Origin of the sequence: Streptomyces sp. NBC_00236, assembly GCF_036195045.1 — a bacterium.
In the GTDB taxonomy this organism is placed as follows: domain Bacteria; phylum Actinomycetota; class Actinomycetes; order Streptomycetales; family Streptomycetaceae; genus Streptomyces.
In genome coordinates, this window is sequence record NZ_CP108100.1 from 7,459,698 (window position 1) to 7,472,353 (window position 12,656).

Here is a 12,656-nt window from a genome sequence, read left to right on the forward strand (position 1 = left end):
ATGTCCATGCTCAGCTGGCTCGACAGATCCGGCGACCAACTCACCTTCTACGTACGGGCACTGGTCTGGATACCCAGGACGCTGCGCCGCTACCTGAAGGAGGTGCAGCGTCTGCTCGCCGAGGTCGCCTTCGGCAGCGGCGGGCTCGGGGTCGTCGGCGGCACCATCGGCGTCATGATCGCGATGACCCTGGCCACCGGCACGGTCGTCGGACTCCAGGGGTACGCCGCCCTCAACCAGATCGGCACCGCCGCCTTCACCGGCTTCATCTCCGCGTACTTCAACACCCGCGAGATTGCCCCGCTCGTCGCAGGGCTCGCACTCTCCGCGACCGTCGGCGCCGGCTTCACCGCGCAGCTCGGTGCCATGCGGATCAACGAGGAGATCGACGGTCTCGAGTCGATGGGCGTGCGGTCCATGCCGTACCTCGTGACCACCCGCATTATCGCCGGGGTCGTCGCCATCATCCCGCTGTACGCGATCGGGCTGCTCTCCTCGTACGTCGCCTCCCGCTACGTGACCGTCCTGTTCAACGGGCAGTCCGCGGGAACGTACGACCACTACTTCAATCTCTTCCTCTCCCCGCAGGACGTCCTGCTGTCGGTGCTCAAAGTGCTGATCTTCAGCGTGATGGTGATCCTCGCGCACTGCTACTACGGCTACCACGCCACCGGCGGGCCCGCCGGGGTGGGCGTGGCCGTGGGCCGCTCGGTGCGTAACGCGATCGTGCTGATCAGCGTCACCGACTTCTTCCTCTCGCTCGCGATCTGGGGCGCCACGACGACCGTGAAGGTGGCCGGCTGATGACATCCCGGACCACAAGGAGCACCAGGGCCGCGAGGACCGCCGGCCGCAGGACCGCCGGGGTCGCGTTCTTCCTCGTGCCCGCCGTACTCATCTGGGTCTCGGTCTCCGTGTACGAGAAGGACTTCGTCCACGACGCGACCGTCACCGTACAGACGTCGAGCGTGGGCAACGAGATGCACGACAACGCCGACGTGAAGCTGCGCGGTGTCGTCATCGGGCAGGTCCGCTCCATCGCGGCCGACGGCGAAGGCGCCCGCCTCACCCTGGCGATCAAGCCGGACAAGCTCGACCGCATCCCGGCCGACGTCACCGCCCAGATGCTGCCCACCACCCTGTTCGGCGAACGGTTCGTGGCCCTTGTGCCGCCCGCCGTGCCGTCCGCGCAGACACTGCAGGCAGGGGCCGTGATCCCGCAGGACCGCTCCAGCAACGCCCTCGAACTCGAAGAGGTCCTCGACAACGTCCTTCCCCTGCTGACCGCGGTGAAGCCGGAGAAACTCTCCGCCACGCTCAACGCGGTCTCCCAGGCGCTCCAGGGCCGCGGCGAGAAGCTCGGCGAGACCCTCGTCACCCTCGACGCCCACCTGAAGAAGTTCAACCCGCAACTCCCCACGCTCAACGCCGACATCAAGGAACTCGTCAAGGTGAGCGCGCTGTACGCGGACGCCGCCCCCGATGTCCTGGACGCCCTCACGGACTTCACCACCACCAGCGGAACCGTCGCCGAACAGCAGGCGGAACTCGCCGACCTGTACGGCTCCACCACCGCCTCCGCCCGGGACCTCACCGCGTTCCTGGAGAAGAACAAGGACAACCTCATCAGGCTCGCGACCTCGGGCAGGCCGACGCTGGAGACCCTCGCGAAGTACTCCTCGGAGTTCCCCTGCACCCTGCGCACCATCGCCGGGTTCGTGCCGGCCATGGACAAGGCGCTCGGCAAGGGCACCGACCGGCCGGGGCTCCACGTCACGGTCAAGGCCGTGCCCTCCAAGGGGAAGTACGTGGCGGGCAAGGACACCCCGGTCTACAACGCGACGGGCGGACCGCACTGCTACTCCGTCCCCTATGTCGGCGATACCGTGCCGACCGCCGACGCCAGGACCGTCGCCGACACCGGCGGCACGGGCGAGGCGGAGACGACCGCCCCCGAAGAAGTACCGGCGGCCGACCCGTCCCTCGGTATGCCCAACTCCCCGCAGGAGAGCCGGCTCGTCAACGAGCTGGTCGCTCCCTCACTGAAAGTCCGGCCGCAGGCCCTGCCCGAGTGGAGCAGCGTGCTCATCGGTCCGGCCTTCCGCGGTGTGGAGGTGAAGCTCAAGTGAAGCGCCGCTCCCTCGCGGGACCGCTCGCGAAATCGATCGTCTTCATCCTGGTGACGGTCCTCGCCACCACGGTGCTGGGTCTCTCCATCGCCAACACCGGTGTCGGCGACACCCGTTCGTACCGCGCCAGGTTCACCGACGCGACCGGACTCATCGTCGGCGACAGCGTCCGGATCGCCGGCGTCAAGGTCGGACAGGTCGAGTCCATCAAGGTCGCCGACCGACGGCTCGCCGAGGTCCGCTTCAACGTGCAGAAGAGCCGGAAGCTGCCGGCGTCGGTTACCGCGTCGATCAAGTACCTCAACATGGTCGGCCAGCGCTACATCGACCTCGACCAGGGCGCCGGGCCCGTCGGAAAGAGCTTCACCGCGGGCGCCACCATCCCGCTCTCCCGTACGACGCCGGCCCTGGACCTCACCCAGCTCTTCAACGGATTCCAGCCGCTCTTCGAAGGGCTGTCCCCGCCCGACGTCAACCAGCTGGCCGGCTCCATCGTCCAGGTGCTCCAGGGCGAGGGCGGCACCATCGACAGCATCCTCCAGCACGTCGGATCGCTGACCGGCACAGTCGCCGCCAAGGACCAGGTGATCGGCGAGGTGATCAAGAACCTCAACACGGTCCTGAAGACCGTCAACGACCGCGAGGCAGGGTTCAACGACCTCGTCGACACCCTCCAGGCACTCGTCACCGGCTTCTCGGGCGACCGCAAGCCGCTCGGCGAGGCCGTCACCGCGATGGGCGCCCTCACCACGGTCACGGCCGACCTGTTCAAGGACGGGCGAGCGCCCCTCAAGGAGGACATCAAGCAGCTCGGCCGGCTCTCCGACCGGCTCGCCGACAACTCCCCGAAGATCGAGAACTTCCTCCAGAAGACCCCGGCCAAGATGGAGGCGATCAGCCGGCTCGCCTCGTACGGCTCATGGCTCAACCTCTACCTCTGCGAAGCCAAGGTCAGCGGAGTGACGACCAGCGACGGCAGCACCCCGCCGACCGGCATCGAGATCACCCAGCCGAGGTGCCTGTCATGAGAATCAAGCCCGTACGCGACCGCAACCCCGTCGCCGTCAGCATCGTCGGACTGCTCGTGCTCGCCCTCCTGGGATACGGGGCCTACCGCGCCGACTCCCTGCCCTTCATCGGCGACGGCACCACGTACAGCGCCGACTTCACCGAGTCCGCAGGGCTCGACGAGGGTGACGAGGTGCGGATCGCCGGAGTGAAGGTCGGCAAGGTCACCGGGGTCTCCCTCGAAGGCGCCAAGGTCAAGGTCACCTTCAAGGTCAAGGACGCCTGGATCGGCAACGCCAGCACCGTCGGCATCGCCATCAAGACGCTCCTCGGCGACAAGTACCTCGCCGTGGACCCGCTCGGCGAGTCGCCGCAGAACCCGGACGAGCGCATCACGGCCGGCCGCACCACCTCCCCGTACGACGTCACCCAGGCCTTCAACGGACTCGGCGAGACCATCGAGGAGATCGACACCGCGCAGCTCGCCAAGAGCTTCGAGACGATCTCCGCCACGTTCAAGGACTCGCCGCCGAACGTGAAGAGCGCCGCCAAGGGGCTCTCCGCCCTCTCCAAGACCGTGTCCGAGCGTGACGCACAGCTGGCGACCCTCCTCAAGGGCAGCAAGCAGCTCACCAAGACCCTCGCCAACAAGAAGAGCAGCTTCGAGACCCTCCTCGAGGACGGCAACCTGCTCCTCGGCGAGATCCAGGCCCGCCGCGACTCCATCCACCTGCTGCTCACCGGCACCCGCGACCTGGGCATCCAGCTCACCGGTCTCGTCGCCGACAACAACAAGCAGCTGAAGCCCACGCTCAAGGCGCTGGGCCGGGTCACCGCGGTGCTGAACAAGAACCGCAAGAGTCTCGACAAGGTGCTCGCGCTCTCCGGCTCGTACAACAGGCTCGTCGGCAACACCCTCGGCAACGGCCGCTGGTTCGACAACTACGTCTGTGGCGTCGTCCCGAAGAACTACCTGCCCGCCGGCACCCCGCCGGCGACCGGATGCATGCCTCCCAAGCAGGAAGGCGGGAGCTGAGATGAGACTCACCCGCATCATCGGCATCGGGGCGGGCCTCGCGGTCGTGGCCGTCGCGGCCACCACCGGTGTGATGGCCATGGAGGAAGCGGGCACGACGACCGTCACCGCGTACTTCGACCAGGCGACCGGCGTCTACGCCGGATCGGACCTGCGGATCCTCGGAGTGCGGGTCGGAACCGTCGAGTCGGTCGAGCCGCGCGGCAAGGACGTCAAGGTCGTCCTGCGCGTCGACAAGGACATTCAGGTCCCGAAGGACGTGCACGCCGTCGTCGTCGCCCCCAGCCTCGTTGCCGACCGCTACGTGCAGCTCGCCCCCGCGTACACCGGGGGAGCCGTTCTCGCCGAGGGAGCCGAACTGCCCGCCGAGAAGAACGCCACACCGGTCGAGGTGGACCAGCTCTACGAGTCCATCACCGAGATCTCAGCCGCGCTCGGCCCGGACGGGGCGAACGCGGAGGGGGCCTTCGCCGGGCTCCTGGACACCGGCGCGAAGAACCTCAAGGGCAACGGCAAGGACATCGGCGACTCCATCGAGCAGTTCGGCAAGGCGACGAAAACCCTCGACAGGAGCAGCGGGAACCTCTTCGACACGCTGGCCTATCTCCAGACGTTCACCACGATGCTGAAGGACAACGACAGCAACGTACGCACGGCCGAGGACCAGCTGAACTCCGTCACCGGCTTCCTGGCGGACGACAAGAAGAACCTCGGGGCCGCGCTCAAGGAGCTGGGCACCGCCCTCGGTCAGGTCAAGACGTTCATCAAGGACAACCGGGGCGCGCTCAAGGCGAACGTCGACGCCCTGGTGCCGATCACGCAGACCCTCGTCGACCAGCGCGCCTCACTGGCCGAATCGATGGACACCCTGCCGCTGGCGGCGGGCAACGTCCTGAACGCGTACGACCCGGCCAACCGCACGCTCAACGGCCGGACCGACCTCAACGAGCTCAGCATGGGCGGTCCTCTTCTGGAGCCGTCCATCGGCCTCGAAGGACTCTCGCCGGTCGACGCGGAACAGCAGCAGGCGTTGCCCTCGCTGCCCCTGCCGGCCGTGGGCACCGTCTACGGCACGACGCAGGACGGCAAGAACGACAAGAAGGGGGCGAACCAGTGAGCCGGAACCTGCGCAGACCCGGCGCCCTCGCGACCACGGGCGCGTCCACCCTGATCGCGTTCGGCCTCTGCTGCACGCTCCTCGTCACCGGATGCGGGGCTCCGAGCTTCTCGGGGATCGAGGACGTGCCGCTGCCCGGCGGCGCGGACCTCGGCGACCATCCGTACGAGATCACGGCGGACTTCGGGGACGTGCTCAGCCTCGCCCCGCAGTCCTCGGTGAAGGTCAACGACGTCGCCGTCGGCCGCGTCACCAGGATCTCGCTCGCCCCGGACACCTGGCAGGCCCGGGTCACCATGAAGGTCAACGGGAAGATCAAACTGCCCGCCAACGCCTACGCGCACCTGGAGCAGTCGAGCCTGCTGGGCGAGAAGTACATCCAGCTCTCGCCCCCCGCGAGCGGCACCGCGGTGGGCACCCTGGCCTCGGGTGACCGGATCCCGCTCACCCGGACCAACCGCAACCCGGAGGTCGAGGAGGTGTTCGGCGCCCTGTCGATGCTCCTCAACGGCGGCGGCATCAACCAGCTGAAGACCATCACCACCGAACTCAACAAGGCGCTGACCGGTCAGGAACCCCAGGTCCGGGCCATGCTCCGGCGCGTCGACACCCTCGTCACCAACCTCGACGACCACCGCGGTGACATCACCGCGGCGCTCGACGGCGTCAACCGGCTCTCCACCACGCTCGCCACCCGCAAGCAGGACGTCGGAACGGTCCTCACGAAGCTCAGCCCCGGGATGAAGGTCCTGGAGAAGCAGCGCGGCTCGCTCCTGACGATGCTGCGCTCCCTGGACACGCTCTCCACCGTCGCCGTCACCACCATCAACAAGAGCAAGGCGGACACGATCGCCGACCTGAAGGCCATCGCCCCCACCCTCAGGGCCCTGGCCGACTCCGGCGACGACCTGCCCGACTCGCTCCAGGTGCTGCTCACCTATCCGTTCACGGACGAGGTGCTGCGCGGCGTGAAGGGCGACTACCTCAACGTGTACCTGGACATGACGGCAGCACCCGGCACCCAGATCATTCCCGCCTACGAACCGGAGGAGACGCAGCCCCCGGCAGGGGCGACGACGGTCGCCGGCGCGGGACTGCCCCTGCCCCTTCCCGCCACCTCGGCGCCCAGGACGGGCCCGGCCTCTGAGGGGAGCAGCCGATGATCACCCTCGCCATCCGGCTGAAGAACATCGCGTTCCTGATCATCGCGGTGCTGGCGCTCGGCTATCTGGGCGTGCGCTACGCCGACCTCGGCCACTACGTCGGCATGCGCGACTACTACACCGTGAAGATGCAACTCCCGCGCACCGGCGGCCTGTTCACTCACTCCAACGTCACCTACCGGGGCGTCTCCGTGGGCCGCGTCGGTCCCATCGAACTCACCGACGACGGCGTGGAGGCCGAGCTGCGCATCAAGAAGTCCGCGCCGTCCATCCCCGACGACCTCAAGGCCGTCGTGGCCAACCTCTCCGCGGTCGGCGAGCAGTACGTCGACCTGCGGCCGACCCGCACCGAGGGCCCCTTCCTCGGGAACGGCTCGGTCATCGACCAGGCCGAGACCACCGTTCCGGCACCCGTGACCAATGTGCTCACCAGCGTCAACGACCTGGCCTCCTCGGTCGACCTGGAGTCGCTGCGCACCGTGGTCGACGAGTTCGGCACCGCGTTCTCCGGACGCGGCGACGACCTCCAGGTCCTCCTGGACACCGGCAGTGAATTCGTCGAGGCGGCCGACGAGGCGCTGCCCGTCAACACCAAGCTGATGGCCGACGGCGAGACCGTCCTGCGCACCCAGGTCGAACAGGGCGAGGCCCTCAAGGGCTTCGCCTCGGGCGCGAAGGAACTGGCGGCCCAGCTGAAGGGCTCGGACACCGACCTGCGCAAGCTCATCGCCGCCGGACCCGACGCGACCGGGCAGATCAGCGGGCTGCTGCGCGACCTCGACCCGAGCTTCGGGGTCGTCGTCGCCAACCTCCTCACCACGTCGGACGTCGCCGTCACCCGGCAGCGCGGACTGGAGGAACTCCTGGTGAAACTCCCGGCCGTCGCGGCGGCCGGTGCCAGCGCGGTCGACGAGGACGGTGCCCGGTTCGGGATGTCGGTCACCTTCTTCGAACCGCTGCCCTGCACCGCCGGCTACGGTGCCACCAAGTACCGCAACGGGCGCGATCTCGCACCCGCGCCCGCGCTCAACACCAAGGCCCGCTGCACCTCGTCGCCCGGCACCGGGATCAACGTCCGCGGCAGCGCGAACGCCCCGAAGGGCGGGCCACTGGCACCACCGGCGAAACCCGGCACGCTGCTTCTCGGCGGCGACACCGAGGACCGGCTGCCCGGAGCGCTCGGTGCCCCGGCGGACAACGCACCCGCGGCTGAGGGCATGGCCGGGCTGCTGGGCCTGGGAGGCGGCGCATGACCTCACGTAGCCGCACTCTCAGCGGCTGGGCCGTCCTGCTCGTCGCCGCGCTGATCTGCGCCCTGGGCGGCTGGTCGTACGCCCGGGCGCGCGGCGACGACGACCTGGCGTACGCCAAGAGCCGGGATGCCGCACTGGCCGACGGCAGGCAGGACCTGGCCCGGCTCAACACTCTGGACGGCAAGGACGGTCCGAGCGTCGACGCCGGCCTCGCCGCCTGGCTCGACGCGTCCACCGGCCCGCTGCACGACCAGTTGAAGCGCACCCGCACGAAGGACGCCGCCGAGCTGAAGAAGTCCGGCTCGACGGCGCGCGGGAAGGTCACCGACGCGGCGCTCACCGAGGTCGACGAACGGACGGGCACCGCCTTGATGATCGCCACCGTCGACGTCGAGGTCACCCCGCGTACCGGAAAGGCGGGCACCGAGCGCAAACGCTTCGAGGCCACGCTCGTCCGGACCGGGGACGGCTGGAAGGTCAAGGCGCTCACGGCGCTCGGCATAGGAGGCAGCGCATGAAGCCGGGGAGCGGGACCACGACGGACGTCGTGACCGACGAGACGGACGCCGAGGCCGCGGCGGAACCCCGCGTGCCCGGAACTGCCGGGCGTCCGAGCGACGACACCGGTTCCGGTGCGGGTTCGTCCGGGGATGACGAGACCGAAGCCGGGCCCGCCCGGCGGTGGCCCCGCGTGCTGGCCGCGGTGCTCGTCGTCGTCCTGCTCGCGGCCGGTGGCGCGTTCTACGTCGCGGGCCGGCAACTCCGCGACACCCCCGCCACCTCGAACAGGGCGCTGACGGACAGCGCGGCCACCACACAGGTCGCCGGCGACGTGACCAACGCGCTCGGCAAGGTCTTCTCCTACGGTCCCGGCGCCACCGCCGCCACCAAGGCCGCCGCGCAGCAACTGCTGGCGGGCAAGGCCCTCCAGCAGTACGCGGCGCTCTTCGGCCAGGTCGAGAAGCAGGCCGCCGACCAGAAGCTCACCCTCACCACCCATGTCGTGCGCGCCGGGGTGACCCGGCTGACCCACGACAGCGCGCACCTCCTGGTCTTCATGGACCAGGTCTACGAACGCAAGGGCAAGGCCGCGAGCACCGCGGCGGCGCAGCTGTCCGTCACGGCCCAACTCCGGGAAGGCCGCTGGACGATCGTGGAGATCGACGCCCGATAGCGCACCCCGACCGCACGACGTACGACCGCACCACGAGGCAGCAGGCACAGCACGGACAGGCCGGCAGGGAGAGGCAGCGATGGCACGGGTACGGATGACGAGGAACCCGCTGGTGGCGGCAGCGATCGTGCTGACCGTCGCGGCAGCCGGCGCCGCGGGCTGGGGCGGAGTGTCCCGGTACCAGGCGGCGCACGACGACTCGGCGGCGTACGCCCAGGTCCGCGACGACGCGCTGGCCGCCGGCGAGCAGGCCGTGCAGAACATGAACACGCTCGATCACGAGCAGCTCGCCAAGGGGCTCGACAGCTGGGAGGACTCCACGACCGGGGACCTGCACCGGCAACTCGTCGACGGACGGGACGGGTTCGTGAAGCAGATCCAGGAGGCGAAGACCGTCAGCACGGCCAAGGTGCTGTCCGGCGCGGTCACCGAGCTCGACGACCGGGCCGGCAAGGCGGGCGTGATGGTGGCGCTGCGGGTGACCGTGACCGCGCCCAAGGGCAAGCCCGCGGTCAAGGAGAGCCGGATGCTGGGCCAGCTCACCCGTACCTCCGAAGGGTGGAAGCTCAGCGCCCTCGGCCAGGCACCCGTCGGCAACACCGCCGGCTGACGGCTGACGTCACCGACTCCCACCCCGCACCGAGAGGACCCCGGACATGTCGACGACCCGTCACCTCGTCAACCGGCAGCGCCGCCTGGCCACCGTCGCCGCCGAACGCACCGCCGCCCCCACGCCCGTACGCAAGCCCGTGGAACCCGGGACGGGCGCTGAGGAGCCATTGGACGAGCCGGAACAGCAGGAGGAGAAGGAGGAGAAGGAGCCGGCCGGCGGCCGGCCACCCCGTCCCCGCCCCCGTCTCCGGATCACGCTGCCCGCCGTGCTCTGCGCCCTCACCGTCCTCCTCGGCGCCTTCGCCGCCTGGGCGTTCACCTCGGCCGCCACCCTGAACGACGAACCGGGCCGGCAGAACACCGCGCTCACCGACATCGCCCGCACCAGCGAGGTGAAGGGGCAGATCACCGAGGCCGTCGGCGCGGTGTTCTCGTACAACTACGCCTCGCCCGCCAAGGCCGACGCGGCGGTGAAGAAGTACCTGACGGGCAAGGCCGTCTCTCAGCACGAGGACATGCTCGCCGAGGTACGGGCGCAGGCGCCGAAGCAGAAGCTCGTCCTCACCACGACCGTCACCGAGAGCGGTGTGGAGCTGCTCGACGGCGACCGGGCCCGGCTGATCATCTTCGCCGACCAGAGCAACACCCGTACGGGCAAGTCCGATGAGACCACGTACGCCGCGGCCATGTTCGCCGTGGACGCCGTTCGCCGGGGCGGCACCTGGCGGATATCTGCCATCGACACGTTCACCCGGTGACCCGGGGAGAGGAGCACGCATGAGGTTCAACGGCACCATGCGCCGTGGCATCGGCGGCACCGCAGCCGCCGTCGCCGCGATGGCAGCCCTCACCGCGTCCCAGGCGCCGGGGCTCGTCGCGCACGACGAGGCGCAGCAGCGGAACACGGAGACGGACGAGGTCACGTGGTCGCAGGTGCCGAACGACGACTCGTACCACACCGAACTCCCGCCCCTGAAGAGCCCCGAGCCGCCGAAGCCCGGCGTCAAGCAGAGCAAGGCCGCGGTCCAGTCGTGGGCCGAGGCGGGCATCCCGTCCACCGTGCTCGCCGCCTACCGCAAGGCGGAGAGCGCGCTGGGGCGCAGTGACCCCGGCTGCCGGCTGCCGTGGCAGTTACTGGCGGCGATCGGCAAGGTCGAGTCGGGGCACGCGGCCGGCGGCCGGGTGGACACCCACGGCACGACGCTCTCCCCGATCCTGGGACCGGTGCTCAACGGTGCGGGGTTCGCGAACATCCCCGACACGGACGGTGGCGCCTACGACGGGGACAGGACCTACGACCGGGCGGTCGGCCCGATGCAGTTCATCCCCTCGACCTGGGCGCACTGGGCGAAGGACGGCAACGGTGACGGGCGCAGCGACCCGAGCAACATCTATGACGCGGCCCTCGCCGCCGGGTCCTATCTCTGCGCAGGCACCCGCGATCTGACGGTGGGCGCCGACCTCGACCGGGCGATCCTGAGCTACAACCACTCGGACACCTATCTGCGCACCGTGCTGTCCTGGCTGGCGTTCTACCGCAACGGCATCCACGTGGTGCCCGACGGCCAGGGGGCGGTGCCCAGGAGCCCCGGCGCCGGCAGTCCGAACGAGCCGAAGCGCCCCGTGGGCGGGCCGGGCACGGGCGGCGACGACAACAACGGCGGTGGCGGCATCGAGGTCGGCCCGCAGCCCAGCCACTCCACGCGCCCGACCACACCGGGAACCGTGGACCCGGGCCCGAGCCCCTCGCCGGGCGACACCGAGTCCCCGGACCCTGGCGGATCCACCGACCCGGGCACACCCGACCCCACCGACACCGGCTCCGCGAGCCCGGACCCGACGACGACCCCCGACCCGGGCACCACCCCGGACCCCGGCCCGACCACCACACCGCCCGACCCGGGGGAGCCCGGCTGCCCGACGGACCCGGCTTCGCCGGACCCGACGGACCCGACGGACCCGACAGGTGGCACGGAGACACCGTCGCCCGACCCGACGGACACCGAGGAGCCGTGCTCCACGGCGTCGGTGCCGCCGGCCGCCGACTGAGCACCGGCGGTCGGTGGTCTCAGCCGCCCGCCGACAGCACCTCGGCCAGGTCGTACCGCACCACCTCTTCCAGTTGCTCGTACGTGCAGCCGGCGGGGGTGCGGTCCGGCCGCCACCGGCGGAACTGGGTCGTGTGCCGGAAGCGGTCGCCCTCCATGTGGTCGTACGCCACCTCGCAGACCCGCTCGGGACGCAGCGCCACCCAGGACATGTCCTTCTTCCCCGACCAGCGGCTGGGTGCGCCGGGCATCCGGGAACCCTCGTGTGCCTCGGCGTCCCCCCAGGAACCCCACGGATGCCCGGCGACATCGGTCACCAGGGGTTCGAGTTCGGTGACCAGTTCGGCGCGTCGTTTCATGGGGAAGGCCGCACAGACGCCCACGTGCTGCAGGGTGCCCCGGTCGTCGTAGAGTCCGAGCAGCAGCGAGCCGACGATCGGGCCGCTCTTGTGGAAGCGGTAGCCCGCCACCACACAGTCGGCGGTCCGCTCGTGCTTGATCTTGTACATCGCGCGGGTGTCCGGCCGGTACGGCAGATCGAGGGGCTTGGCGACGACCCCGTCCAGGCCCGCCCCCTCGTACTGCTCGAACCACTCCTGCGCGACGGCCGGATCGGTGGTCGACGGAGCGAGGTGAACCGGGGCCGAGGCATCGGCGAGCGCGGCCTCCAGTACCGTCCGCCGGTCCGACTGCGGGGTGTCCAGGAGCGAGTCGTCGCCCAGCGCGAGGAGATCGAACGCGACCAGGCTCGCCGGGGTCTGCTCGGCCAGCAGCCGTACCCGGGAGTCGGCGGGGTGGATGCGCTCGCTCAGCCGGTCGAAGTCCAGCCGGCCGTCGTACGCCACCACGATCTCGCCGTCGACGACACAGCGCGGCGGCAGGTTCTCCCGGACCGCGGTGACCAGCTCGGGGAAGTAGCGGGTCAGGGGCTTGCCGGTACGGCTGCCGATCACCACCTCGTCCCCGTCCCGGTGCACGATCGCGCGGAAACCGTCCCACTTCGCCTCGTACTGCATCCCCGGCGGGATGCGTTTCACGGACTTCGCGAGCATCGGCTTCACGGGTGGCATCACCGGCAGGTCCATGCCCCGATTGTGAACCGTGCGACGACCGGAG

Annotated in this window: 13 protein-coding genes; 12 read left to right on the forward strand and 1 reads right to left on the reverse strand. The window is 70.0% G+C overall.

Going from position 1 to position 12,656, the window contains the following annotated elements:
• From OG446_RS33200 to OG446_RS33255, 12 genes are all read left to right on the forward strand, one after another.
• Positions 1-804 carry an MlaE family ABC transporter permease gene (locus OG446_RS33200; RefSeq protein ID WP_148016908.1) on the forward strand — a complete coding sequence of 268 codons (804 nt, stop codon included), beginning with the start codon at positions 1-3 and terminating at the stop codon, positions 802-804.
• Positions 804-2,129: an MCE family protein gene (locus OG446_RS33205; protein ID WP_328897494.1), complete on the forward strand. Its 1,326-nt coding sequence runs from the start codon at positions 804-806 to the stop codon at positions 2,127-2,129. The genes OG446_RS33200 and OG446_RS33205 overlap by 1 nt, the downstream gene beginning before the upstream one ends.
• On the forward strand, positions 2,126-3,157 hold the full coding sequence (locus OG446_RS33210; RefSeq protein WP_328897495.1) for an MCE family protein: 1,032 nt from the start codon (positions 2,126-2,128) through the stop codon (positions 3,155-3,157). The genes OG446_RS33205 and OG446_RS33210 overlap by 4 nt, the downstream gene beginning before the upstream one ends.
• Entirely contained in the window at positions 3,154-4,173 is a 1,020-nt protein-coding gene (locus tag OG446_RS33215) for an MCE family protein (RefSeq protein WP_328897496.1), read from the forward strand. The genes OG446_RS33210 and OG446_RS33215 overlap by 4 nt, the downstream gene beginning before the upstream one ends.
• Before the next feature lies 1 nt (position 4,174).
• Complete coding sequence (locus tag OG446_RS33220; protein WP_328897497.1) at positions 4,175-5,290, forward strand: MCE family protein; 1,116 nt, start codon at positions 4,175-4,177, stop codon at positions 5,288-5,290.
• A complete protein-coding gene (locus tag OG446_RS33225) occupies positions 5,287-6,453 on the forward strand; it encodes an MCE family protein (RefSeq protein WP_328897498.1) in 1,167 nt (388 codons plus the stop codon). The genes OG446_RS33220 and OG446_RS33225 overlap by 4 nt, the downstream gene beginning before the upstream one ends.
• Complete coding sequence (locus tag OG446_RS33230) at positions 6,450-7,706, forward strand: MlaD family protein (RefSeq protein ID WP_328897499.1); 1,257 nt, start codon at positions 6,450-6,452, stop codon at positions 7,704-7,706. Before OG446_RS33225 ends, OG446_RS33230 begins: the two co-directional genes overlap by 4 nt.
• Positions 7,703-8,224, forward strand: a complete 522-nt coding sequence (locus OG446_RS33235; RefSeq protein ID WP_328897500.1) for a hypothetical protein — start codon at positions 7,703-7,705, stop codon at positions 8,222-8,224. Before OG446_RS33230 ends, OG446_RS33235 begins: the two co-directional genes overlap by 4 nt.
• Positions 8,221-8,880: a hypothetical protein gene (locus OG446_RS33240; RefSeq protein WP_328897501.1), complete on the forward strand. Its 660-nt coding sequence runs from the start codon at positions 8,221-8,223 to the stop codon at positions 8,878-8,880. The genes OG446_RS33235 and OG446_RS33240 overlap by 4 nt, the downstream gene beginning before the upstream one ends.
• A gap of 79 nt (positions 8,881-8,959) precedes the next feature.
• Complete coding sequence (locus tag OG446_RS33245; protein ID WP_328897502.1) at positions 8,960-9,490, forward strand: hypothetical protein; 531 nt, start codon at positions 8,960-8,962, stop codon at positions 9,488-9,490.
• Between the two features lie 46 nt (positions 9,491-9,536).
• Positions 9,537-10,250: a hypothetical protein gene (locus OG446_RS33250; RefSeq protein ID WP_328897503.1), complete on the forward strand. Its 714-nt coding sequence runs from the start codon at positions 9,537-9,539 to the stop codon at positions 10,248-10,250.
• A 19-nt stretch (positions 10,251-10,269) separates the two neighbouring features.
• Entirely contained in the window at positions 10,270-11,541 is a 1,272-nt protein-coding gene (locus tag OG446_RS33255; protein WP_328897504.1) for a lytic transglycosylase domain-containing protein, read from the forward strand.
• Positions 11,542-11,560: 19 nt separating this feature from the next.
• Here the strand turns inward: OG446_RS33255 and OG446_RS33260 are convergent, their stop codons facing one another.
• Positions 11,561-12,625 (reverse strand): ATP-dependent DNA ligase, encoded by a 1,065-nt coding sequence (locus tag OG446_RS33260; protein ID WP_328897505.1) that lies wholly within the window; start codon positions 12,623-12,625, stop codon positions 11,561-11,563.
• Positions 12,626-12,656 lie beyond the last annotated feature (31 nt).

Coding starts and splice junctions, on each gene's coding strand:
- OG446_RS33200 (WP_148016908.1), top strand. CDS start 1: ATGTCCATGCTCAGCTGGCTCGACAGATCCGGCGACCAACTCACCTTC.
- OG446_RS33205 (WP_328897494.1), top strand. CDS start 804: ATGACATCCCGGACCACAAGGAGCACCAGGGCCGCGAGGACCGCCGGC.
- OG446_RS33215 (WP_328897496.1), top strand. CDS start 3,154: ATGAGAATCAAGCCCGTACGCGACCGCAACCCCGTCGCCGTCAGCATC.
- OG446_RS33220 (WP_328897497.1), top strand. CDS start 4,175: ATGAGACTCACCCGCATCATCGGCATCGGGGCGGGCCTCGCGGTCGTG.
- OG446_RS33230 (WP_328897499.1), top strand. CDS start 6,450: ATGATCACCCTCGCCATCCGGCTGAAGAACATCGCGTTCCTGATCATC.
- OG446_RS33235 (WP_328897500.1), top strand. CDS start 7,703: ATGACCTCACGTAGCCGCACTCTCAGCGGCTGGGCCGTCCTGCTCGTC.
- OG446_RS33240 (WP_328897501.1), top strand. CDS start 8,221: ATGAAGCCGGGGAGCGGGACCACGACGGACGTCGTGACCGACGAGACG.
- OG446_RS33245 (WP_328897502.1), top strand. CDS start 8,960: ATGGCACGGGTACGGATGACGAGGAACCCGCTGGTGGCGGCAGCGATC.
- OG446_RS33250 (WP_328897503.1), top strand. CDS start 9,537: ATGTCGACGACCCGTCACCTCGTCAACCGGCAGCGCCGCCTGGCCACC.
- OG446_RS33255 (WP_328897504.1), top strand. CDS start 10,270: ATGAGGTTCAACGGCACCATGCGCCGTGGCATCGGCGGCACCGCAGCC.
- OG446_RS33260 (WP_328897505.1), bottom strand. CDS start 12,625: ATGGACCTGCCGGTGATGCCACCCGTGAAGCCGATGCTCGCGAAGTCC.